This is a genomic window from Salmonella sp. 741265050_HSA (assembly GCF_046569445.1).
Taxonomy (GTDB): domain Bacteria; phylum Pseudomonadota; class Gammaproteobacteria; order Enterobacterales; family Enterobacteriaceae; genus Salmonella; species Salmonella enterica.
On the sequence record NZ_JBKFSV010000001.1, the window covers coordinates 331,274 to 353,157 of the forward strand.

At 48.7% G+C, this 21,884-nt stretch carries 22 protein-coding genes and 1 pseudogene; 14 read left to right on the plus strand and 9 right to left on the minus strand.

From position 1 onward, the window contains the following. Window positions 1-37: 37 nt before the first annotated feature. The 4 genes from chbA (at window position 38) to chbG (ending at window position 3,489) form a co-directional block, all read left to right on the plus strand. Entirely contained in the window at window positions 38-385 is a 348-nt protein-coding gene (gene chbA / locus ACLD4F_RS01625; RefSeq protein WP_079944263.1) for a PTS N,N'-diacetylchitobiose transporter subunit IIA, read from the plus strand. 10 nt (window positions 386-395) lie between these two features. After that, on the plus strand, window positions 396-1,238 hold the full coding sequence (chbR, locus tag ACLD4F_RS01630; protein WP_079944262.1) for a transcriptional regulator ChbR: 843 nt from the start codon (window positions 396-398) through the stop codon (window positions 1,236-1,238). A 124-nt stretch (window positions 1,239-1,362) separates the two neighbouring features. Beyond that, on the plus strand, window positions 1,363-2,718 hold the full coding sequence (locus ACLD4F_RS01635) for a 6-phospho-beta-glucosidase (RefSeq protein ID WP_000078772.1): 1,356 nt from the start codon (window positions 1,363-1,365) through the stop codon (window positions 2,716-2,718). Window positions 2,719-2,730: 12 nt separating this feature from the next. After that, window positions 2,731-3,489 (plus strand): chitin disaccharide deacetylase, encoded by a 759-nt coding sequence (chbG, locus tag ACLD4F_RS01640; protein ID WP_079944261.1) that lies wholly within the window; start codon window positions 2,731-2,733, stop codon window positions 3,487-3,489. A 43-nt stretch (window positions 3,490-3,532) separates the two neighbouring features. Here chbG and katE read toward each other — a convergent pair whose 3' ends face one another. Further along, window positions 3,533-5,785, minus strand: coding sequence for a catalase HPII (gene katE / locus ACLD4F_RS01645; protein ID WP_079944260.1), 2,253 nt, complete (start codon window positions 5,783-5,785; stop codon window positions 3,533-3,535). A gap of 364 nt (window positions 5,786-6,149) precedes the next feature. Between katE and cedA the strand changes: the two genes are divergently transcribed. Continuing rightward, window positions 6,150-6,392 carry a cell division activator CedA gene (gene cedA, locus ACLD4F_RS01650; protein WP_000977510.1) on the plus strand — a complete coding sequence of 81 codons (243 nt, stop codon included), beginning with the start codon at window positions 6,150-6,152 and terminating at the stop codon, window positions 6,390-6,392. Window positions 6,393-6,494: 102 nt separating this feature from the next. On the opposite strand, the gene tcyP is transcribed toward cedA, so the two are convergent. The 3 genes from tcyP to hxpB all read right to left on the minus strand — a co-directional run bounded on the left by tcyP (window position 6,495) and on the right by hxpB (window position 9,428). Beyond that, on the minus strand, window positions 6,495-7,886 hold the full coding sequence (gene tcyP, locus ACLD4F_RS01655; protein WP_001010662.1) for a cystine/sulfocysteine:cation symporter: 1,392 nt from the start codon (window positions 7,884-7,886) through the stop codon (window positions 6,495-6,497). 136 nt (window positions 7,887-8,022) lie between these two features. Further along, window positions 8,023-8,622: a metal-dependent hydrolase gene (locus ACLD4F_RS01660; protein ID WP_000505804.1), complete on the minus strand. Its 600-nt coding sequence runs from the start codon at window positions 8,620-8,622 to the stop codon at window positions 8,023-8,025. Between the two features lie 137 nt (window positions 8,623-8,759). After that, on the minus strand, window positions 8,760-9,428 hold the full coding sequence (gene hxpB / locus ACLD4F_RS01665) for a hexitol phosphatase HxpB (protein ID WP_000106854.1): 669 nt from the start codon (window positions 9,426-9,428) through the stop codon (window positions 8,760-8,762). Between the two features lie 148 nt (window positions 9,429-9,576). On the opposite strand from hxpB, the gene ACLD4F_RS01670 reads away from it, so the two are divergent. Then, entirely contained in the window at window positions 9,577-10,113 is a 537-nt protein-coding gene (locus ACLD4F_RS01670) for a YniB family protein (protein ID WP_175268407.1), read from the plus strand. Between the two features lie 42 nt (window positions 10,114-10,155). Here the strand turns inward: ACLD4F_RS01670 and ACLD4F_RS01675 are convergent, their stop codons facing one another. The 3 genes from ACLD4F_RS01675 to pfkB all read right to left on the minus strand — a co-directional run bounded on the left by ACLD4F_RS01675 (window position 10,156) and on the right by pfkB (window position 12,442). Further along, window positions 10,156-11,016, minus strand: coding sequence for a fructosamine kinase family protein (locus ACLD4F_RS01675; RefSeq protein ID WP_000267686.1), 861 nt, complete (start codon window positions 11,014-11,016; stop codon window positions 10,156-10,158). A 106-nt stretch (window positions 11,017-11,122) separates the two neighbouring features. Continuing rightward, window positions 11,123-11,413, minus strand: a complete 291-nt coding sequence (ghoS, locus tag ACLD4F_RS01680) for a type V toxin-antitoxin system endoribonuclease antitoxin GhoS (protein ID WP_000146129.1) — start codon at window positions 11,411-11,413, stop codon at window positions 11,123-11,125. 96 nt (window positions 11,414-11,509) lie between these two features. Then, window positions 11,510-12,442: a 6-phosphofructokinase II gene (gene pfkB / locus ACLD4F_RS01685; RefSeq protein WP_000251707.1), complete on the minus strand. Its 933-nt coding sequence runs from the start codon at window positions 12,440-12,442 to the stop codon at window positions 11,510-11,512. A gap of 288 nt (window positions 12,443-12,730) precedes the next feature. On the opposite strand from pfkB, the gene ACLD4F_RS01690 reads away from it, so the two are divergent. After that, complete coding sequence (locus ACLD4F_RS01690) at window positions 12,731-13,489, plus strand: YdiY family protein (protein ID WP_000770981.1); 759 nt, start codon at window positions 12,731-12,733, stop codon at window positions 13,487-13,489. A 48-nt stretch (window positions 13,490-13,537) separates the two neighbouring features. Here ACLD4F_RS01690 and ACLD4F_RS01695 read toward each other — a convergent pair whose 3' ends face one another. Then, window positions 13,538-14,497, minus strand: coding sequence for a lipid A deacylase LpxR family protein (locus ACLD4F_RS01695; RefSeq protein WP_079944258.1), 960 nt, complete (start codon window positions 14,495-14,497; stop codon window positions 13,538-13,540). Between the two features lie 142 nt (window positions 14,498-14,639). On the opposite strand from ACLD4F_RS01695, the gene ACLD4F_RS01700 reads away from it, so the two are divergent. The 3 genes and pseudogenes from ACLD4F_RS01700 (at window position 14,640) to ACLD4F_RS01710 (ending at window position 16,183) form a co-directional block, all read left to right on the plus strand. Next, window positions 14,640-14,954, plus strand: a complete 315-nt coding sequence (locus tag ACLD4F_RS01700; RefSeq protein ID WP_080094929.1) for a hypothetical protein — start codon at window positions 14,640-14,642, stop codon at window positions 14,952-14,954. Next, window positions 14,951-15,805, plus strand: coding sequence for a DNA/RNA non-specific endonuclease (locus tag ACLD4F_RS01705; protein ID WP_001044093.1), 855 nt, complete (start codon window positions 14,951-14,953; stop codon window positions 15,803-15,805). Before ACLD4F_RS01700 ends, ACLD4F_RS01705 begins: the two co-directional genes overlap by 4 nt. 172 nt (window positions 15,806-15,977) lie before the next feature. Beyond that, window positions 15,978-16,183, plus strand: a pseudogene (locus ACLD4F_RS01710) (hypothetical protein). A gap of 306 nt (window positions 16,184-16,489) precedes the next feature. Here ACLD4F_RS01710 and rfc read toward each other — a convergent pair. Further along, window positions 16,490-17,713 (minus strand): O-antigen polymerase Rfc, encoded by a 1,224-nt coding sequence (rfc, locus tag ACLD4F_RS01715; RefSeq protein WP_080094931.1) that lies wholly within the window; start codon window positions 17,711-17,713, stop codon window positions 16,490-16,492. 897 nt (window positions 17,714-18,610) lie between these two features. On the opposite strand from rfc, the gene thrS reads away from it, so the two are divergent. From thrS to rplT, 4 genes are all read left to right on the plus strand, one after another. After that, complete coding sequence (thrS, locus tag ACLD4F_RS01720; protein ID WP_001144226.1) at window positions 18,611-20,539, plus strand: threonine--tRNA ligase; 1,929 nt, start codon at window positions 18,611-18,613, stop codon at window positions 20,537-20,539. 3 nt (window positions 20,540-20,542) lie between these two features. Then, window positions 20,543-21,085, plus strand: a complete 543-nt coding sequence (infC, locus tag ACLD4F_RS01725) for a translation initiation factor IF-3 (RefSeq protein WP_001574431.1) — start codon at window positions 20,543-20,545, stop codon at window positions 21,083-21,085. Window positions 21,086-21,180: 95 nt separating this feature from the next. Beyond that, complete coding sequence (gene rpmI, locus ACLD4F_RS01730; RefSeq protein ID WP_001124225.1) at window positions 21,181-21,378, plus strand: 50S ribosomal protein L35; 198 nt, start codon at window positions 21,181-21,183, stop codon at window positions 21,376-21,378. Between the two features lie 50 nt (window positions 21,379-21,428). Then, the gene (gene rplT / locus ACLD4F_RS01735; RefSeq protein ID WP_000124850.1) at window positions 21,429-21,785 is read left to right on the plus strand and encodes a 50S ribosomal protein L20; all 357 of its coding nucleotides are present in this window, start codon (window positions 21,429-21,431) and stop codon (window positions 21,783-21,785) included. Window positions 21,786-21,884 lie beyond the last annotated feature (99 nt).

Sequence of the window (21,884 nt, forward strand, 5' to 3'; positions counted from 1 at the left end):
ATGGGATGCCATGCCGGGCTGAATCAGAGGAAAGACTATGTTTGATCTTGAAAATGTTGTAGATAACCAGACAGCGGCTGAGGAACTCGAAGAAGTCGTTATGGGGCTTATCATCAATTCTGGTCAGGCGCGCAGCCTGGCATATGGCGCGCTCAGAAAAGCGAAAGAAGGCGATTTTGAAGCGGCGAAAGCGATGATGGACCAGTCGCGCATGGCGCTCAATGAAGCGCATCTTGTGCAGACAAAACTCATCGAAGGCGATCAGGGCGAAGGCAAAATGAAAGTCAGTCTGGTCCTGGTTCACGCTCAGGATCATTTGATGACATCAATGCTGGCTCGTGAACTGATCGCTGAGTTGATTGAGCTCCATGAGAAACTGAAATAACAGGGGGCGGATGATGCAGCTACAGGTTAACGCAACGGAAATCAAAACGGTTTATGAGCAGCAGCTCTTCAATGGCAAAAATTTCCATGTGTTTATCTATAACAAGACGGAAAGCGTCACCGGGCTGCATCAGCACGACTATTATGAATTTACCCTGGTATTAACCGGACGTTATTACCAGGAGATTAACGGGAAGCGTGTGCTGCTGGAACGTGGAGATTTTGTTTTTATCCCGGTGGGGTCGAATCACCAAAGTTTCTATGAGTTTGGCGCAACGCGTATTCTGAACGTAGGAATTAGTAAACGTTTTTTTGAACAGCATTATCTTCCGTTACTGCCGTTTTGTTTTGTGGCATCGCAGGTATACAGGGCGAATAGCACCTTCCTTACCTATATTGAAACGGTGATTGCGTCGTTGAACTTTCGCGGTAATGGGCTCGACGAATTTATTGAAGTGGTGACATTTTATATTATAAACCGCTTACGTCATTACCGCGAAGAGCAGGTTTATGATGATATCCCACAATGGCTGAAAGCCACCGTGGAGATAATGCACGATAAATCGCAGTTTGGCGAACATGCGCTGGAAAATATGGTGCGCCTGTCGGCAAAATCCCAGGAGTATCTAACGCGCGCCACCCGACGTTATTACAGCAAAACGCCGATGCAAATCATTAATGAGATTCGCATTAATTTTGCCAAGAAACAGTTGGAAATGACCAACTATTCGGTTACGGATATTGCTTATGAAGCCGGGTATAGCAGTCCAAGTCTGTTTATTAAAACGTTTAAGAAGATGACCTCATTCACGCCGAATAGTTATCGGAAGCGATTGACGGAAATTAATGAGTAACGGTTTGCATTGCTCGATTAATTACATTTCACGCTTGCCCCAATAGCGCGGGGAATGTCACGCTATTTCTTACGAGCGGGCATAGCGTAATACATATCAGTGTCATACACTGAAGGGAGATATTATGAGCCAGAAATTAAAAGTCGTCACTATTGGTGGCGGGAGCAGCTACACCCCTGAATTACTTGAAGGCTTTATTAAACGCTACCATGAATTACCTGTCACTGAATTATGGCTGGTTGACGTTGAAGACGGGAAAGAGAAGCTGGACATTATTTATGATCTCTGCCAGCGAATGATTGATAAAGCAGGCGTTCCGCTAAAATTGTATAAAACGCTGGATCGTCGGGAAGCGCTGAAAGACGCTAATTTTGTTACTACCCAGCTACGCGTTGGTCAACTCAAAGCCCGTGAACTGGACGAGCGTATCCCGCTTAGCCACGGCTATCTGGGGCAAGAAACCAACGGCGCTGGCGGTTTATTTAAAGGGTTGCGCACCATTCCGGTTATTTTTGACATCATTAAGGATGTTGAGGAATTATGTCCGAATGCGTGGGTCATTAACTTTACTAATCCGGCGGGGATGGTGACGGAAGCGGTTTATCGCCATACCAACTTTAAAAAATTCATCGGCGTATGTAATATTCCTGTCGGCATGAAAATGTTTATTCATGACGTGCTGGCGCTGAATGAGAATGACGATCTTTCCATTGACCTGTTTGGTCTAAACCATATGGTCTTTATTAAAGATGTGCTGGTGAATGGCACCTCACGGTTCGCAGAATTACTGGATGGCGTGGCGTCCGGTCAGTTGAAAGCGTCAACCGTAAAAAATATCTTTGATCTGCCGTTTAGTGAAGGATTGATTCGCTCGCTGAACATGCTGCCGTGCTCTTATTTGTTGTATTACTTCAAGCAAAAAGAGATGTTGGCGATTGAAATGGGCGAATATTACAAAGGCGGCGCGCGCGCTCAGGTCGTACAGAAAGTGGAGAAACAACTCTTCGACTTGTACAAAAATCCTGAGCTAAACGTGAAGCCGAAAGAGCTTGAGCAACGCGGCGGCGCTTATTATTCCGATGCCGCTTGTGAAGTCATTAACGCTATTTATAATGACAAGCAGACTGAGCATTACGTTAATATTCCACATCATGGGCATGTCGAGAATATCCCGGCGGACTGGGCGGTGGAAATGACCTGCATTCTGGGACGCAATGGCGCGACGCCGCACCCGCGTATCACCCGTTTTGACGAAAAAGTGCTGGGGCTTATCCACACTATTAAAGGATTTGAGGTCGCGGCCAGCAATGCGGCGCTGAGCGGAAACTTTAATGATGTGCTGCTGGCGCTTAACCTGAGTCCGCTGGTGCATTCCGACCGAGACGCAGAAGTCCTGGCGCGTGAGCTCATTCTGGCGCATGAAAAATGGCTGCCTAATTTTGCCGCTTGCATCGAAGCGCTTAAAGGTAAGCACCACTGACAGAGGTAGGCTATGGAACGCGTGTTGATTGTGAATGCCGATGATTTTGGCCTGAGTAAAGGGCAAAATTACGGCATTGTTGAAGCATATCGCAACGGCGTTGTGACCTCCACGACGGCGCTGGTCAATGGCGAGGCTATTGACCATGCGGCGCAGCTTAGCCGCGAGCTGCCTGCGCTTGGGGTGGGAATGCATTTTGTTTTGACGTTAGGCAAACCGGTGTCAGAGATGCCGGGCTTGACGCGAGACGGCCTGTTGGGGAAATGGATCTGGCAAATGGCGGAGGAGGATACGCTTCCGCTGGATGAAATTGCGCATGAACTGGCGTGTCAGTATCAGCGTTTCATCGACGTATTTGGCCGCGAGCCAACGCATCTCGACAGCCACCATCATGTGCATATGCTCCCGCAAATTTTCCCCATCGTCGCCCGCTTTGCGGCGCAGCGCGGGATTGCGTTACGTATTGACCGCCAGACGGTGTTGAATGCAGACGATCTGCCGTCGGATTTGCGCAGCACTCAAGGATTTAGTAGTGAATTTTACGGCGAGGAGATCACCGAAGCGTGCTTTTTACGCATTCTGGATGCCTCGGCGCATCGAGGAGAGGCCTCTCTGGAGGTGATGTGTCATCCGGCGTTTGTGGACAACATTATTCGCCAGAGCGCCTATTGTTACCCCCGCTTAACTGAACTGGATGTGTTGACGTCTGCGTCACTCAAGGCAGCGATTGCGGAACGTGGATATCGTCCTGGCAGTTTTCTTGATATTTAGCTCCTGAGTTTGCGGCGCAAGAATGCGCCGCATTTTTTGCCGTTTATGCAGGAATCGCGTTAATTTTCCCCGCACGCGACCAGACACGGTGTGCCGCCATCAGCGTCAGCAGAGTGTCCATAAAGTGGTGGTCAACGTTATCTGCCTCAACAAGTCCTTCTTCCCCCAGGCTATCAATGTTTAAAAGCGCCTTAAACCGTCGGGCGTCGCCTGCCAGTGCGATGGGCTTCAGATGTTTGTAGGCTTCCAGAAGGTAGTAACGGGCATCGCCGCAACTCTCGATATCGGCAATATTGCCGCACGGTACTATTACCGCATCGACCGTTAGCGACGGCGCGCCGGCAAAGGTTGCCGCAATCGTTAATGTTGAACCGTCATCAGCCGTTACTTCACCCATCCGTGAATAGAGCAGTTTTGCGTGGACGCCTTTGGCTTTTAAAGCCTGCAAAATGGTCAACAGTTCGGCGGCGTTAACCTTGTCGTTCAGCAGGATAGCGACCACGCGGCCTTTAACATCGCCGTCCGGCACCGCATACAGGCTGAGCGCCGGATCTTTTTTCAGACCGTTGACATCAGGAGGCGGGGCAATTTGCGTTTGTTCATGGGTGAGTGCAAAACCGAGATTATGCGCGACGCCCTGAGCCAGCGTGACATCAATATGCGCTAACTGATCGACCACCCGCTCCCGAATATACGCGCGGGCGACTTTACCCAGTTCAAAGCTGAACGCGTCAATAATATGCTGCTGCTCTATCGGCGTCTGACTGAGCCAGAACAGGCGAGGGTGCGCGTAATATTCACCGAAAGAAGGGCTGCGTTCGCGGATTTTATTGCCATCCACGCGTTCCTGGTATGATTCGAAGCCGCCGCGTTTTGGCGATGGCGGCGTTTCGCGCGGCCAGTTGTCATTAATGGAGTTCGGTTCATAGTTCGCCGGATTGGTGTCGATATCCATCCGGTGCATACCGTCACGCTGGAAGTTATGGTAGGGGCAGGTAGGGCGGTTAATCGGAATTTCGTGGAAGTTTGGCCCGCCCAGACGACTGATTTGCGTGTCGGTATAAGAGAACAGACGCCCCTGTAACAGCGGATCGTTGGTAAAATCAATGCCGGGAACAATATGTCCAGGATGAAATGCCGCCTGTTCGTTTTCAGCGAAAAAGTTATCCGGATTACGGTTTAACACCATTTTGCCGACGCGTTGTACTGGCACCAACTCTTCCGGAATCAGTTTGGTCGGATCGAGCAGATCAAAATCGAATTTAAATTCATCCTCTTCGGCAATGAGTTGTAGGCCCAGCTCGTATTCCGGGAAATCGCCCGCTTCGATGGCCTCCCACAGATCCCGGCGGTGAAAATCCGGATCGCGACCGGTCAGTTTTTGTGACTCATCCCATACCAGCGAGGCTTTACCTGCCAACGGTTTCCAGTGGAAACGGACAAAGGTCGCTTTCCCTTGTGCATTGATCAGACGGAAGGTGTGAATGCCGAACCCTTCCATCGTCCGATAACTCCGTGGAATACCGCGATCCGACATTGCCCACATGACGTTGTGCAGCGTCTCAGGCTGTAAGGATACATAGTCCCAGAAGGTGTCGTGCGCGCTCTGTCCTTGCGGAATAGCCCAATGTGGTTCGGGCTTAACGGCGTGCACAAAATCCGGAAACTTATGCGCATCCTGGATAAAAAAGATCGGCGTGTTATTACCGACGAGATCGAAAATTCCCTCTTCGGTATAAAATTTGGTCGCAAAACCGCGGATATCACGTACGGTATCAGCAGACCCCGCGCCGCCCTGTACTGTCGAAAAGCGAACAAAGACCGGGGTAATTTTCTGTGGATCGCACAGAAACGCGGCTTTCGTGATGTCGCTCAGGTCTTTATATGGCTGAAAATAGCCGTGCGCTGCAGATCCGCGGGCGTGAACGATCCTCTCCGGGATACGCTCATGGTCAAAGTGGGTAATTTTCTCGCGCAGGATAAAATCTTCCAACAGCGTAGGGCCACGGCTGCCGGCGCGAAGAGAATTTTGATCGTCGGCGATGCGCACGCCCTGATTGGTGGTCAGCGCATAATTTTCGCTGCCTTTACGAAAGGCGTCGAGGGCGGTGAGCTTATCATTCGCGGTCTCGGGCGCTTTTAAGCTGCCGGGGGCCGTTGGTTGTGCGCCCGGCGGCGTCGGTTCTGGCGTGGGGCGATGTGAACCGTCTGACGGCGCCAGGGAGTCCAGACCGGGCTGTGATTCACGGGTATCATGCACGGGGGACTGATGGGGGGATTTCTCATTATGCGACATTGAACTCGTCTCCTGCTTTCATCACTGAAATGGGCGTGGTAGTAGTCAAAATCACTCTAACTATAGAACATTTCAGCAATTATGCCGGGGGAGAGCGGAACGGCAGACAGGGTACAACGGGGAAATCGCACGCGCGGAACAGGACGTCGGGGGCGAAGATCGGCTAAAATAGTGTTTTTCTGATTTTTAGCCTTAGAGCCTATCCCAGTAGGCGTTATTGGCGCAGCCAGTTTGGACACGGACAGCGCGCAAAAACCGGAGCGTACACGTAGTACGTGAGGATTTTGAGCACTGCCCAGGACCAAAATGGCAAGTAAAATAGCCCTAATGGGATAGGCTCTTAGCCTCTTTTAGTGAAGCATTAATGATGAAACCTCTTCGCCAGCAAAATCGCCAGATTATTAGCTATATTCCGCGTGTTGAACCCGCGCCGCCGGAACATGCGATAAAAATGGATACGTTTCGCGACGTCTGGATACTGCGCGGTAAATATGTTGCCTTTGTTCTGACGGGGGAGTCATTTCAACGGTCGCCCGCCTTTAGCGTGCCAGAATCGGCGCAGCGTTGGGCGAATCAGGTTCGCCAGGAAAACGAAATCGCTGACTAAGAAAAAAACAAAACGCCGGTACTGGAGACCGGCGTTTTTAGTGACAGACATTTTGAGTTGCCGATCGTCGTGTCTCAGACGATGTGAACTCCCGATAATGTATTATCGATGCGCCAGTTCAGCGTCTTCTTCGCTATCGAGAATGGTTTTATCGGTCTGCTTCAGCCACTGGCTGGTCAGCGTACCCGCGGTCATTGAGCCACTCACGTTCAGTGCGGTACGGCCCATATCAATCAACGGTTCGACGGAGATTAACAGCGCGACCAGCGTGACCGGTAAGCCCATGGCAGGCAGCACAATCAGCGCGGCGAAGGTCGCGCCGCCGCCAACGCCGGCAACACCCGCCGAACTTACGGTAACGATACCCACCAGCGTGGCTATCCATACGGGGTCTAAGGGGTTGATGCCGACCGTCGGCGCAACCATTACCGCCAACATCGCAGGATAAAGACCGGCACAACCGTTTTGGCCGATGGTCGCGCCAAAAGAGGCAGCAAAGCTGGCGATGGACTCCGGCACGCCCAGGCGGCGGGTTTGCGCTTCCACATTAAGTGGAATGGAGGCGGCGCTGGAGCGGCTGGTAAAGGCAAATGTCAGCACCGGCCACACCTTGCGGAAATATTTCAGCGGGCTAATCCCGTTCACGCCCAATAGTATGCCGTGAACCACAAACATTATCGCCAGACCAAGATATGACGCTACCACGAAGCTTCCAAGCTTAATGATGTCCTGCAGATTGGAGCCAGCAACCACTTTCGTCATCAGCGCCAGTACGCCATAAGGCGTAAGTTGCATCACCAGACGCACCAGCTTCATCACCCAGCTTTGCAGGGTATCGATAGCAACAAGCACACGCTCGCCTTTTGGCGCATCATCTTTCAGCAGTTTAAGCGCGGCCACACCCAGGAATGCGGCGAAAATCACCACGCTGATAATAGACGTAGGATTTGCGCCAGTCAGATCCGCAAATGGATTTTTCGGTACAAAAGACAGCACCAGTTGCGGCACGCTGAGATCGGCCACTTTGCCGACATAGCTCGTCTCAATGGCATTCAGACGCGCGGTTTCCGCGCCGCCCTGAACCAGACCTTCCGCCGTCAGTCCGAACAGATTGGTGACCAGCACGCCCACCAGCGCTGCGATAAGGGTAGTAAACAGCAGCGTGCCGATAGTCAGAAAACTGATTTTCCCCAATTGAGAGGCGTTATGCAGTCGTGCCACGGCGCTTAAAATAGAGGCGAATACCAGCGGCATCACAATCATTTGTAGCAATTGCACATAACCGTTGCCGACAATATTGAACCACTGAATGGAGTCTTTTAACACCTGACTGTCAGCGCCATAAATGGTGTGCAGGGCCAGACCAAAGACCACGCCCATCACAAGGCCGACAAGCACTTTTTTAGCCAGACTCCACTGTTTATGACGGGCCTGCGCCAGTACAAACAGCAGAATGACGAACACCGCAATGTTCGCAATTAATGGAAAATTCATCCCCGTTCTCCTGATTTTTTTATTATGAAGCGCTGTGTTTTAGCGATTCTGTTCGCGCAAGATTAGCAGAACTGTGAGCTGGCTCTTATATTCAAATGGAATGGTTTATACCAAAAATGACTTTGGCGTTGATTTACTAATCAATCTGGTGATTTATAAAACGATTGAACTGCATTTGCAGGATAGTGATCATCTGCGAAGACCAGCGTATGACGTTGTTTTCCGGCATGGACTGCGGCATCCACACCGCCCAGGCAAACAACGCCATACATAAAAATCGCTCCAGCTGATTGCCTTTGCGCGGCGCCAGAATAGGCAGGCGGAAACGCCAGCGGCACGGCCACAGTAAGGGAACGCCTGCGGGGGTGAGCATATCCGCGACGATATGGCTTAAATAGCCAAGTACCATGCCTTGCAGCGCATCCGCCGGGATAATCCACGTATCCGGTACCTTGAGATAAAAGGTCGCCAGTAGGGCAAAGACCGCCAGCAGACTATGGGTAAACCCCCGGTGACCGAACGCGCGGGCGATTGGTTTTGATACCCATTTCAGGCGCTGACCAAGAAAAGATTTGGGGTGGTCGATATCCGGCAGCAGACAGGTCAAAATAGCCGAAGGAATAATATGCCACCAGTCGCCGTGCGCAAGGACGGGCGTTAACTCGGCATTCTTGGCGAAAACCGCGCTGGCTATAGAAAAAAGAAGATGTCCTTCCGCCGTCATGATAAAACCCATTAAACTGTCAATTCATACAGTATAGGGTTTTTATACAGTAGGCGGAAGTGGTGACGTTGTAACTCTTTGTCTCTGTCAAAGCCGCTTGCCGTCTGGCTCAGCGGCTAATTGCCCGTTGACTTTGTTTCGGAAACATCTTAACCGAGTAGATGCGCCGCCGTCAGCTCTGTCAGTGAGTTAAGTTTGACATTCGCCAGCGCAAAGCGCGGATCATGCTGGTTTTCTTCTGCTGGCACCACAATGGCGCGCATTCGCGCCGCCTTTGCCGCGATTAAACCATTCACCGAATCTTCCAGCGCCACGCAGGTTAATGGATCAACGCCTAATTTGGCCGCACAATCCAGATAGACCTGCGGGTGCGGTTTGCTGTAGGGCAATTTTTCCGCAGAAGCCAGCGCGTCAAAACTGTCGCGCAGTTCAAACATGGTGAGCACTTTTTCCAGCATATGCAGCGGCGATGCCGAGGCAAGCCCCACTAATAGCCCCTGCGCTTTACACAGTGCCACGGCCTCGCGCACACCCGGCAAAAGAGGGCGCGTCTCTTCGATAAGCGTAATCGCGCGGGCAATAACACGGTTTGTCACTTCCTGGCGATCGGGGCCGCTCCACGGTTGCTGCGCAAACCAGAGATCGACAACCATATCAATGCGTAGCCCAAGCGTGTCTGGTAACTCATGGCGCCGAGTAATATCTACGCCTAAACTTGCCATCACGTCCAGTTCAGCGCGATCCCAGAGCGGTTCGGAATCGATCAGTAGTCCATCCATATCGAAAATTGCAGCAAGAATTTGACGTGGGGTTGACATCACAACCTCTCCTGTTGAGATTAAAAAATAACGAATTAAGCGTTCATTATGACCATGTTCTTAGTATATCGCCCTTAAAGATCAGGCGAAAACGGGAATCAACAGGTAGACTTAGGCCAAAACGACGCGTCTTTATCAAGGGGAACTCATGACGTATCAACAAGCTGGACGCATTGCAATCCTAAAAAGAGTTGTTGGGTGGGTTATTTTTATTCCGGCACTGCTTTCCACGCTCATCTCAGTCCTTAAATTTATGTATGCGCACAGTGAAAAGCAGGAGGGGATAAATGCGGTAATGCTGGATTTTACCCACGTAATGATAGACATGATGCGCGTGAATACGCCGTTTCTGAATGTTTTTTGGTACAACTCGCCGACGCCGAATTTTCAGGGAAGCCTGAATATCGGTTTCTGGCTCATTTTTATTCTGATTTTTGTCGGGCTGGCGATGCAGGATTCCGGCGCCAGAATGAGCCGCCAGTCACGTTTTTTACGTGAAGGCGTGGAAGATCAGTTGATCCTGGAAAAAGCAAAAGGCGCGGAAGGACTAACGCGTGAGCAGATAGAGTCACGTATCGTGGTGCCGCGCCATACCATCTTTTTACAGTTTTTCCCGCTCTATATTTTGCCGGTCATTATTATCGTGCTCGGCTACTTTTTCTTTTCCTTGTTAGGCTTCATGTAAACTGAAAAATGCCGGATAGCCCGTATCCGGCATGGGCTGTACCTATACTGCAAGCAGCCGATCCATCGCTTTTTGCGCAGTAGCCAGGTGCTGACCGCCAAACAGCCTTGCCCGATTAAGCAGGGTGTAGAGCTGGTAAATCGGCTGCCTGTCGAGAAAATCCAGCGGTAGCGGCGAAACGGACTGATAGCCATCATAAATCTGCGGTGGCTGATCGGTATGCAGCGGTAGCATCGCCAGATCGCATTCTCTGTCGCCCCAATAGCAGGCTGGATCGAAGATATAGGGGCCGTCAGGGCCAAGCGCGCAGTTCGCCGACCATAGATCGCCATGCAAAAGAGAAGGCTGCGGTTGATGCGACGCCAGACGTTGCTGAACATGTTCAACAATGGCGTCAATATTACCAAAAGTAATGCCTTTTTCCGCGGCGAGTTCAAGCTGCCAGCCAATGCGCTGTTCGGCGAAAAAAGTCGACCAACGGCGTTGCCAGGTATTCGGCTGCGGCGTGGTAGAGAGCGCGTTATCAAAATCGAGGCCGAATTGAGGTTGGTCGCTCCATTGGTGCAGGCGCGCCAGCTGTTGCCCAAGAATAAACGCATTATGGGCATCCAGCGGGCGGGGCGAGAGGTAGTCCATAACTAAAAAGCTGTAATCCCGATCCGAACCTACCGCCCATACCTTAGGCACAACAACGGTTTTACTGCGGGAGAGCAGTTCCAGCTGATCGGCTTCAGCGGTAAAACCGCGAAGCATTTCTCGTTCATCGCACTTCACGAAAAAATCATGGCCTGCATAACGTAAATGCCATGCGGCATGAACTTCTCCGCCTGGCAGTTCATTACGCAGTTCGATTTCGCCTTCACCGACTTGCTCGCTTAAAAGACGACTGATAGCTTGCCACATAATGTCTCTCCCCACGTTGTCTGCCAGATCATAAGGTTAGCGCAAAAATGCGGTTAAAAAATACGAACTAACGCACATCACGGACGCGCCGCGGCGGGAATGGCACTTATTGTGCGTTTTTACTCCACGCCTCCCAGGTCGCCACGGTAATGTCGACATCCTTATCTAACGCGCTTTTCGCAAGTCCGGCGACAAGCGCTTTGATTTCATCAGCGCTCTGAGCGCTAATAAAGCCAAACGTATTGGTGCCGAGCTCATGCACATTCCCTTCATCGTCCGTTAATGTCAGCAAAAAACCGCTACGCGTCAGATGGTTATTGAGTTCGTTAATCTCGGTCAGGGAATCTTCATGGAAGGTTACGGTAATAACATAACGGGTAATATCGCCACTGGCCATCGTTCACCTCGTTGGGAGCAACTGTGTTTTTAACAGCGGCGGATGCGCCGCCCGTTAACCGATTTTCCGGTATCCCCCTCGGGGAGGGGGATACGGTTATTGCGCGGAAAGATAGGCGTATATTTTTTGGGTATCGTCACGAGAACACAGACGCGTACCTTGATTGAGCGTAGCGGCGCTGCCTGCCGCCACACCGAAGCGCACCATCTCTTCCAGCGACGCGTCTTGCGCCAGTTTTAACGTCATCGCGCCTACCATACTGTCGCCTGCGCCAACAGTACTTTGACTTTTCACCGGGGGAGGAACAACCTGGATGCAATTCTCACTGTCTATGCCCAGTGCCCCTTGCGGCCCCAGAGAAACCACTACCCGGCGAGCCTTGCCGCTTTGCACTAATTCCTGGGCCGCTTTACGCACATCATCAGGCTGCGTCAGATCGCGATTAACCAACGCGCTCAATTCTTTCAGGTTAGGTTTCACCAGTTCGATATCGCCAAGCGCCAGCGCGGCGGTGAGCGCGTCGCCAGAGCTATCAATAATGCAGCGAATGCCTTGCTTCTGCGCGGCGGAAATCAGTTGCGTGAGTTTCTCGACCTTAACGCCGGGCGGAAGGCTGCCGCTGATAACCAGAATTGCCCCGGATTCAATTTCCAGTACCTGTTCTTCAAGCTGGCGAAATTCGTCATCGTCCAGCGTGGCGCCGGGCATAACAAAACGATACTGTTCGCCGCTGGACTCGACGTGGACGTGCAGGTTCTGACGCGTCCAGTCTTTCGCATCGACGGTAGACACGGGGACATTTTCGTCAGCCAGTAGTGCGACCAGATGTTCGCCGGTAGCGCCGCCAGCCGGGAAAATTGCGGTCGCGGTGCCGCCAAGATGCGCAATGGCGCGAGCGACATTAATACCCCCGCCGCCGGGTTCGAATACCGGCGCGGAGCACCGCAGTTTACCTTCGGGATAAATTTGCGGCGTGATTGTTGCGCTATCGAGAGAGGGCGCAAGCGTCAACGTATAGATACGTACCATCGTTACCTCCTGTTAGGCTGATTTCAGTCTGGCACTTAATCCCCGGAAAGTGAAGGAATTAACAATATGATTTTCCGGATCTTTATTTAAAGAAGTACGAAGTAAAGTTATATAAATAAATGAATGCTTCGGGAGGGTTCTTATTCAAAAAATGAAATAGTAATTGATTGCTATGTTATTCGGGGCTTCTTATAATTCGCTACCTTTCCAGGGGCGTTTGTCATTGATCCCTATGAAAGTTTCCGGGACCGTCGTGGTCTCTTTTTTAGTTGTACGGACTCTATATAAATGAAGCTTTTGAAGGCAGTACCCGCTGTAGTTATGCTGGCGGGTGGCGTGTTCGCGTCTCTGTATGCCGCCGCCGATGATTCCGTTTTTACTGTCATGGATGATCCCTCCACCGCGAAAAAACCTTTTGAAGGTAATCTGAATGCGGGCTACCTTGCTCAGTCAGGCAATACTAAAAGTTCTTCCTTAACGGCTGACACGGCGATGACCTGGTATGGACAACGTACCGCCTGGTCATTATGGGGCAATGCCAGCAATACCTCCTCTAATGATGAACGCTCTTCAGAAAAATATGCGGTAGGCGCGCGTAACCGTTTTAATATGACGGATTATGATTATACCTTTGGCCAGGCCAGTTGGCTGACAGACCGTTTCAACGGTTATCGTCAGCGCGACGTACTGACCGCCGGTTACGGGCGGCAGTTCCTTAATGGTCCAGTGCACAGCTTCCGTTTTGAATTCGGTCCAGGGGTTCGCTATGACGAACATACGGACGATACCACTGAAACGCAGCCGCTGGGTTATGCTTCCGGCAGCTATGCCTGGCAGTTAACTGACAATGCTAAGTTTACACAGGGGGTGTCAGTATTTGGCGCAGAAGACACCACACTAAATTCGGAAACAGCCCTCAATGTCGCCATTAACGAACATTTTGGCCTAAAGGTGGGGTATAATTTAACGTGGAACTCGCAGCCGCCTGAATCAGCGCCTGAACATACCGATCGTCGCACTACGGTAACGCTGGGCTATAAGATGTAATATTGTACCGGGTTACGTTACGTAACCCGGTTATTCCGCGGTGACGCCTCAGAAGAAGAAGGTGATGTCGCCGTTGATATAAGAATAGTCGTCTCCGGTGCGAAATTCCGACGTGACTTTGTTTAAAGAAAGAGAAAATGCGACGGGAGAATAGCCGATAGTAGCACCGACGCGATATTCATCCACGGTTTTATTAATATCCACCGTTTCCATTTTTGTTTGCAGCGTTTTCCCCTGTAACGTGTAGTTTTTATCAACTTCCCTACGCTCAACGCCAGCAAATACCTTATAGATCAATCCCTCTTTTTGAGTGTGTATTAACCCTCGGCGGGACAGTAACCCAAACCCATTATCAGAGTTGAAGGTCTTATCATTTCCCAGCGCAAAGGTTGCGCCGTACCCTAAATACTGGAAGAGATTGCCGCCGACAGCAGAGACTTCTGGATAGAAGCCCACATTGACACCCAGAATATCAATAGCTGGCGTAAGGGACACCATTCCTTTTGCCGTATAACCATAACGATTTTCAATTTGATCCTGCCAGGCAGGGTATTTTTCTGCGCCTATTATTCGATGCGCCCGATTCTGAACCTCCTGACCGCCTGCGTCAGGACCAATAACGCCGATATCGGTACCTAAACGATAACGTAACCAATTGGTGGCTAATGAATTCCACTCCAGTCCGGTATGAAGAAAGGCGCTGAACGCGCGGTCGCCTTTGACGGCTTCAGGCTTTCTCTTATTGGCGCCTGATGGAGAATAAATATCTTGCGCGATATGAAAAGAGAGTTGACTGGCGTCAGTGAGATCGTGGCTGTAGCCTAAAAAGAGCCCGGCAGTATAATCACCCCGGTCTGCAGCCTTGTGCCCGTAAAGGGCATTTAAGGATGGTTGAAATATACCTGCATCATCATTCGCCACTGAAATAGCAAGGCTACTGGCATTGGCCATTGTGGTCGTACTGAGTATGGCGGCAATCATCGTTGCGCAATAGCTGTATTTGTTCACTTTTTACCCCTGAATATGAAAGTGAATACTCTTATTTTTACAAAGTAATAAGCACAGCAGCATGATGCGCAGTGCTTATTAAACCTTTAAATATAACTAAACTCCTGCCAGCAGCGAGTCATTGAGAGGATACGTTGCCTTAATGTTGAAAAATGGTGTTGAAAAACATGCGTCAGATATTATTGAATATCCATTTTTCATTCGCTATCTGAGTGCGAGAAATTATTGGCTTCACGATTATGCATATAACACGATGTTTTTTGGTATCAATATGGATATCACGTTGTATTCTTTTGAGCTCATTTTCTATGATGGCTTCGATGTTTATCTGTTATTAATTTTTACCGTGATAGTGTTGTCTTTAATGATGAGCGCATCTAACGGCTGGCAGGGTAATATAACCAAATTATTGCCACCTGAATTATTAGGGCGGTTATTATTAAGGAAGAAAAAATGAATAAAACCATTAATCTGCTAAAATTACTGCCCGTAGTATTATTAAGCGCATGTACTACATCGTATCCTCCCCAGGATACAACATCGGCACCCGAGTTACCCCATCGTAACGTACTCGTTCAGCAACCTGATAACTGTAGCGTTGGCTGTCCTCAAGGAGGAAGCCAACAAACAATCTATCGCCATGTCTATACGCTCAATAATAATAGCGCCACGAAATTTGCCAACTGGGTTGCCTATAGCGTGACAAAAACCAGCCAGGCAAGCGGTCGCCCGCGGAACTGGGCGCAGGACCCCGATTTACCGCCCTCGGATACGTTGGCCCCTTCCGCCTATAAAAATGCCCATACGCTATTAAAAGTCGACAGGGGACACCAGGCGCCGTTGGCAGGATTGGGCGGCGTATCGGACTGGCCGTCGTTAAATTATTTATCGAATATTACGCCGCAGAAATCCGCCCTGAATCAGGGAGCATGGGCTGCACTGGAAAACCGGGTGCGCGAACTTGCCAAACAGGCTGATGTATCTGTAGTGCACGTAGTGACCGGCCCCCTTTTTGAGCGGCATATCGCCACATTGCCAGAAGATGCGACGGTAGAAATTCCCAGCGGGTACTGGAAGGTTTTATTCACCGGAACGGCGCCGTCAAAAAGTGAAGGAAATTACGCTGCGTTTATTATGGATCAGAATACGCCCCGTTCGGCGAATTTTTGCGACTATCAGGTTACCGTGGAGGCTATCGAACATAAAACGAAGCCAGTGCTGACGCTGTGGTCTGCCTTGCCTGAAGCGGTAGCCAGCGAGGTGAAAACGACAAAGGGAAGTCTGGCGCAGAAGTTAGGTTGTCGATGAGAAGCGCTATACGGCGCGTAGAAAGATAACGGAGAAATCCTGTCAAGGGTCTTGATTTGCTACAGAGTGATGCAATCTCCCTTTTTTTAGTGTTACCATCGTCATGCCGGACGAAAATAGCGATTTTCGTCTGTGTCGAAGGTTGTGCGCCAATTTAGCAATGGTTGGCTAGATGGATACACAACTCACTGTCAATAAATTCATTTTCTCTTTGTATGTGATCTTGCGTATAAGTACTATCCTTCATTCACATCCATTCACGTTCGTTTAAACCTGTTTCACCAGTTCCGCGTTATTACTAGTAATAACGCATATATATGTTTCATACCGTTTCACATTGATCCCTTTCGTGCCGTAAGATGTGTGTACCTAATCTAACTTAAGCAGGGAACTGTCATTCATAACACAGCGTTTATTGATATCAATGGTAGATTATATTACGGTGATAATCTCGGGATGATCCGCATATGAGTAGATGTGGATTAGGGCGGAGTAGCGGCAGGACTAATAATAACCGGCGGCGAGAAATATATAATTGAGGGGCTATTCATAAATCATTATTAGGAAACTCAAGCACTATCATGAATGCATCAAAAGTAATTTACGTTGGTAATGCTGTTCAGCAAACCCAACAAGATTTACGCTCCAAAACTAAATAAAACGGCGGCATTGCCGCCGTATAAATTATTTATCGCTTCTTAGTAAAACGAATCTTATATGCGCTGAAAAAACAAAGGAAGATGCAATGTATACCATAAAGGCAATCATCAAATGCTCAGGGAACAACCATCCCATGCTAACAGGAATCACACTTATTCCAATGCAAAATAGGAACATTATGAAATAATGCGCTGACTTTGTTTCCTGAGTTTTATTGGAGAAATACTTAGCCAGGACGCCTTTAAATACTCCAGATATAACTAACCAAACTGGTGTAAAAAGCCCGAAATCTGCGTATAGTTCACCATACCCGAAAGCAGGAGCGCCCTGATTCCTGTAGAATGCATCAGGGAAAAATACTTTTGCCAGATACAATGCGCCAAAATCTTCAGGCTTATCAGGCCAAATAGCCCTCGGAATTCTCGAGTAAACCTCGCTCTCCATTAGTAATTTTCCGTACATAAAGTCAAAGTTTGAGGAAGCAACAAGAACAGCATTACGGGTATAATCCGAGTAATTCGCCATATTTTCTATCGGATTCCCATCAGTAAACGTATATGCAAAGAATGCCGTTACAATGACTGCTATAACAGCAAACGATTTCACCAGGAACATAAATTTAATTTTTTTATTTTCAATATATGAAAGATAAAGGATGAATGCTATAAATATACTAAATATTGGTCCTTTGTTACCATGCAAGAAAATAAGTATACAGTTAAATAAAACTATGGAAATACAAAATAACTTTGATTTTTTGTATGTAAAGAACGCGCAAATAGAAGCGACAAGAGAAAACATTAATGAAGGATAGAAGTATATACCATACCCTGTTCTGGTTAATTCGTATATTCTTCTTGGGCTAAGTATGTACTCTCTGAACTCCATCAACACTGGAAGGTAAATGATAAAAGCAAGGAAGGTGAATAACAATGAAGTAAACACATACCTTGGTTTATTTTTTGTGTTTGATTTGTTGTATATGGGTTTTCTTTGTGTGTAAAGATAAGAAATAACAAATGATGCTATGTATGTTATATAGCAAGTATAGAAAAACAAATATTCCACTGTATACTTCCGCACCTCTGAGAGGTATACAAATATACCTTCAAACACGTACAGTGTAGGCACTGTTATTATCAGGTATGGGACCATTATATTTATTATTTTTCCCTCAATTCTTACGGAAAGAGTATAGAGATAAACTATAAATAATAAGCATAATACAATGTATGAAATTATAAGCATATAGAGCCTTTAGAAAAAATGCTTAGTATTAAAAATATTAATAATATTGCCATCAGGCAAACAAGGTGTGGTACGGAAAATCTTCTGGCAAGATATTCTGAATCTGGTAGTCTATAATCATTACTCATCACTATCTTCCCGATATCAAAACCGTGTTATTGACATATTAACACTCATTAACACTCCTATCTACTGCGCCTCCGATAGCATGAAGCTATCAAGCGTTTGCAGCACAAACATCAAGCAATGTAAATGCTTTTGATAATTACGCATGATTGTTACTGCGTTTATATACAGTGGTATTCGAAGGTTCATCATGAGGTTCCCGAGTCCTGTAAAAGACTATACAGAGAAAGGGCTATCACTCGACGAGTAACTCATCTCACATCGTGCCGCGACATACTTCAAGCAACACAGACGAATTACAAGTACGGCATCATAAGGGAGGCGTTGCTAGTTATAGAAGCTTCATAGCAGCATGTAATGGCTCTTTGCTGGTATGTGCTTTGGAAAGTGTGTTTCGTATTGTGCGTTATCGCATGCTGCCAGGTCCCCATCTGGAGAATATAGATAGCGGTCGTCGAAAGCTATCTGATGTGAATGACTCATACGGTGGCAGTAAGTCGAGACTCAGAGTGACCATGTACATCATTAACGATACGCGTGCTGGGTAGTGTGTTGGGATTCAGGTTCTGTAGAACAGAAAGATGCAATCTCCCTTTTTTTAGTGTTACCATCGTCATGCCGGACGAAAATAGCGATTTTCGTCTGTGTCGAAGGTTGTGCGCCAATTTAGCAATGGTTGGCTAGATGGATACACAACTCACTGTCAATAAATTCATTTTCTCTTTGTATGTGATCTTGCGTATGGGTCACCACTGCAAATAAGGATATTACATGCCTGTTATTACTCTTCCTGATGGCAGCCAACGCCATTATGACCACCCTGTAAGCCCGATGGATGTTGCTCTGGACATTGGTCCTGGCCTGGCGAAAGCCACCATTGCGGGCCGTGTGAATGGCGAGCTGGTTGATGCTTCCGATCTGATTGAAAATGATGCGACGCTTTCCATCATCACCGCAAAAGATGAAGAGGGTCTGGAGATCATTCGTCACTCTTGCGCGCATCTGTTAGGTCACGCTATCAAGCAACTTTGGCCGCACACGAAAATGGCGATCGGCCCGGTTGTCGACAACGGTTTTTACTATGACGTTGATCTTGACCGCACGCTAACTCAGGAAGATGTCGAAGCGCTCGAAAAGCGGATGCATGAGCTCGCCGAGAAAAATTACGACGTTATCAAGAAGAAAGTCAGCTGGCACGAAGCGCGTGAAACCTTCGTGAAGCGTGGTGAAAGCTACAAAGTTTCCATTCTTGATGAAAACATTGCTCATGATGACAAGCCAGGCTTGTACCATCATGAAGAATATGTCGACATGTGTCGTGGTCCGCACGTGCCGAATATGCGTTTCTGCCATCACTTTAAACTGATGAAAACTGCCGGCGCATACTGGCGCGGTGACAGCAATAATAAGATGTTGCAGCGTATTTACGGTACGGCATGGGCAGATAAAAAAGCCCTGAACGCTTATCTGCAGCGCCTGGAAGAGGCCGCAAAACGTGACCACCGTAAAATTGGTAAGCAGCTCGACCTGTATCATATGCAGGAAGAAGCGCCGGGCATGGTGTTCTGGCATAACGACGGCTGGACTATCTTCCGCGAGCTGGAGGTCTTTGTTCGTTCTAAACTCAAAGAGTACCAGTATCAAGAAGTTAAAGGCCCGTTCATGATGGACCGTGTGCTGTGGGAAAAAACCGGGCACTGGGATAACTATAAAGATGCGATGTTCACCACGTCCTCAGAAAACCGCGAATATTGCATCAAGCCGATGAACTGCCCGGGCCACGTTCAGATCTTTAACCAGGGTCTGAAATCCTATCGTGATTTGCCGCTGCGTATGGCGGAATTCGGTAGCTGCCACCGTAACGAGCCATCAGGCGCGCTGCATGGTCTGATGCGCGTACGCGGCTTTACGCAGGATGATGCGCATATCTTCTGCACCGAAGAGCAGATCCGCGATGAAGTTAACGCTTGTATTCGTATGGTCTACGATATGTACAGCACCTTTGGCTTCGAGAAGATCGTCGTCAAGCTTTCCACTCGTCCTGACAAGCGTATCGGCAGCGATGAGATGTGGGATCGTGCTGAGGCGGATCTGGCGGTTGCGCTGGAAGAAAATAATATCCCGTTTGAGTATCAACTGGGTGAAGGCGCATTCTACGGTCCGAAAATTGAATTTACCTTATATGACTGCCTCGATCGTGCATGGCAGTGCGGTACAGTACAGCTGGACTTCTCCTTACCGTCTCGTCTGAGCGCCTCCTATGTAGGCGAAGACAACGAGCGTAAGGTGCCGGTAATGATTCACCGTGCGATTCTTGGGTCGATGGAACGCTTCATCGGTATCCTGACCGAAGAGTTCGCTGGTTTCTTCCCGACATGGCTCGCGCCTGTTCAGGTAGTCGTGATGAATATTACCGATTCGCAGTCTGAATACGTTAACGAATTGACGCAGAAACTACAAAATGCGGGCATTCGTGTAAAAGCAGACTTGAGAAATGAGAAGATTGGCTTTAAAATCCGCGAGCACACTTTACGTCGTGTCCCTTATATGTTGGTCTGTGGTGATAAAGAGGTGGAAGCAGGCAAAGTTGCCGTTCGCACCCGCCGCGGTAAAGACCTGGGCAGTCTGGACGTAAATGACGTGATTGAGAAGCTGCAACAAGAGATTCGCAGCCGCAGTCTTCAACAACTGGAGGAATAAAGTATTAAAGGCGGAAAACGAGTTCAAACGGCGCGTCCGAATCGTATTAATAGCGAAATTCGCGCGCAAGAAGTTCGCTTAACAGGTCTGGAAGGCGAGCAGCTTGGTATTGTGAGTCTGAGAGAAGCTCTGGAAAAAGCTGAAGAAGCCGGAGTAGACTTAGTCGAAATCAGCCCTAACGCCGAGCCGCCGGTTTGTCGTATAATGGATTACGGCAAATTCCTCTATGAAAAGAGTAAGTCTTCTAAGGAACAGAAGAAAAAGCAAAAAGTTATCCAGGTGAAGGAAATTAAATTCCGTCCTGGGACAGATGAAGGCGACTATCAGGTAAAACTCCGCAGCCTGATTCGCTTTCTCGAAGAGGGCGATAAGGCCAAAATCACGCTGCGTTTCCGCGGTCGTGAAATGGCCCACCAGCAAATCGGTATGGAAGTGCTTAATCGCGTGAAAGACGATTTGCAAGAACTGGCAGTGGTCGAATCCTTCCCAACGAAGATCGAAGGCCGTCAGATGATCATGGTGCTTGCTCCTAAGAAGAAACAGTAAGGCCTTCAAGTAACAATTCTGTGAAGCCTTCGGGCTTCACAGGTTTTGTTCGCCTATGTTTCGTTTATTAACAATGCGAAGTGGAAGTTATTAAAATGCCAAAAATTAAGACCGTACGCGGTGCTGCTAAGCGCTTCAAAAAAACCGGTAAAGGTGGTTTTAAGCACAAGCACGCTAACCTGCGTCACATTCTGACCAAAAAAGCGACTAAACGTAAACGTCACCTGCGTCCGAAAGCCATGGTTTCTAAAGGCGATCTGGGCCTGGTTATCGCGTGCCTGCCGTACGCATAAGCCGTTAACGTTTTTAACTTTTTAATTAGAATAGATACAGGAGAGCACATATGGCTCGCGTAAAACGTGGTGTAATTGCACGCGCACGTCACAAGAAAATTTTGAAACAAGCCAAAGGCTACTACGGTGCGCGTTCTCGCGTATACCGCGTTGCCTTCCAGGCAGTTATCAAAGCTGGTCAGTATGCTTACCGTGACCGTCGTCAACGTAAGCGTCAGTTCCGTCAACTGTGGATTGCGCGTATCAACGCAGCAGCACGTCAGAACGGTATTTCTTACAGCAAATTCATCAACGGCCTGAAAAAAGCCTCTGTTGAAATCGACCGTAAGATCCTGGCTGATATCGCCGTATTCGACAAAGTCGCGTTCACCGCGCTGGTTGAAAAAGCGAAAGCAGCTCTGGCATAAGCCAGTGAAAAGAGGGAGCCTGGCTCCCTCTCTTTTATTTACTGTTCAGTGAGTTGACAATTGACCTGTAACCCTTTTCAATAAAGGATGTTCGGTTTT

Coding starts and splice junctions, on each gene's coding strand:
- chbA (WP_079944263.1), top strand. CDS start 38: ATGTTTGATCTTGAAAATGTTGTAGATAACCAGACAGCGGCTGAGGAA.
- chbR (WP_079944262.1), top strand. CDS start 396: ATGATGCAGCTACAGGTTAACGCAACGGAAATCAAAACGGTTTATGAG.
- ACLD4F_RS01635 (WP_000078772.1), top strand. CDS start 1,363: ATGAGCCAGAAATTAAAAGTCGTCACTATTGGTGGCGGGAGCAGCTAC.
- chbG (WP_079944261.1), top strand. CDS start 2,731: ATGGAACGCGTGTTGATTGTGAATGCCGATGATTTTGGCCTGAGTAAA.
- katE (WP_079944260.1), bottom strand. CDS start 5,785: ATGTCGCATAATGAGAAATCCCCCCATCAGTCCCCCGTGCATGATACC.
- cedA (WP_000977510.1), top strand. CDS start 6,150: ATGATGAAACCTCTTCGCCAGCAAAATCGCCAGATTATTAGCTATATT.
- tcyP (WP_001010662.1), bottom strand. CDS start 7,886: ATGAATTTTCCATTAATTGCGAACATTGCGGTGTTCGTCATTCTGCTG.
- ACLD4F_RS01660 (WP_000505804.1), bottom strand. CDS start 8,622: ATGGGTTTTATCATGACGGCGGAAGGACATCTTCTTTTTTCTATAGCC.
- hxpB (WP_000106854.1), bottom strand. CDS start 9,428: ATGTCAACCCCACGTCAAATTCTTGCTGCAATTTTCGATATGGATGGA.
- ACLD4F_RS01670 (WP_175268407.1), top strand. CDS start 9,577: ATGACGTATCAACAAGCTGGACGCATTGCAATCCTAAAAAGAGTTGTT.
- ACLD4F_RS01675 (WP_000267686.1), bottom strand. CDS start 11,016: ATGTGGCAAGCTATCAGTCGTCTTTTAAGCGAGCAAGTCGGTGAAGGC.
- ghoS (WP_000146129.1), bottom strand. CDS start 11,413: ATGGCCAGTGGCGATATTACCCGTTATGTTATTACCGTAACCTTCCAT.
- pfkB (WP_000251707.1), bottom strand. CDS start 12,442: ATGGTACGTATCTATACGTTGACGCTTGCGCCCTCTCTCGATAGCGCA.
- ACLD4F_RS01690 (WP_000770981.1), top strand. CDS start 12,731: ATGAAGCTTTTGAAGGCAGTACCCGCTGTAGTTATGCTGGCGGGTGGC.
- ACLD4F_RS01700 (WP_080094929.1), top strand. CDS start 14,640: ATGTTGAAAAATGGTGTTGAAAAACATGCGTCAGATATTATTGAATAT.
- ACLD4F_RS01705 (WP_001044093.1), top strand. CDS start 14,951: ATGAATAAAACCATTAATCTGCTAAAATTACTGCCCGTAGTATTATTA.
- rfc (WP_080094931.1), bottom strand. CDS start 17,713: ATGCTTATAATTTCATACATTGTATTATGCTTATTATTTATAGTTTAT.
- thrS (WP_001144226.1), top strand. CDS start 18,611: ATGCCTGTTATTACTCTTCCTGATGGCAGCCAACGCCATTATGACCAC.
- rpmI (WP_001124225.1), top strand. CDS start 21,181: ATGCCAAAAATTAAGACCGTACGCGGTGCTGCTAAGCGCTTCAAAAAA.
- rplT (WP_000124850.1), top strand. CDS start 21,429: ATGGCTCGCGTAAAACGTGGTGTAATTGCACGCGCACGTCACAAGAAA.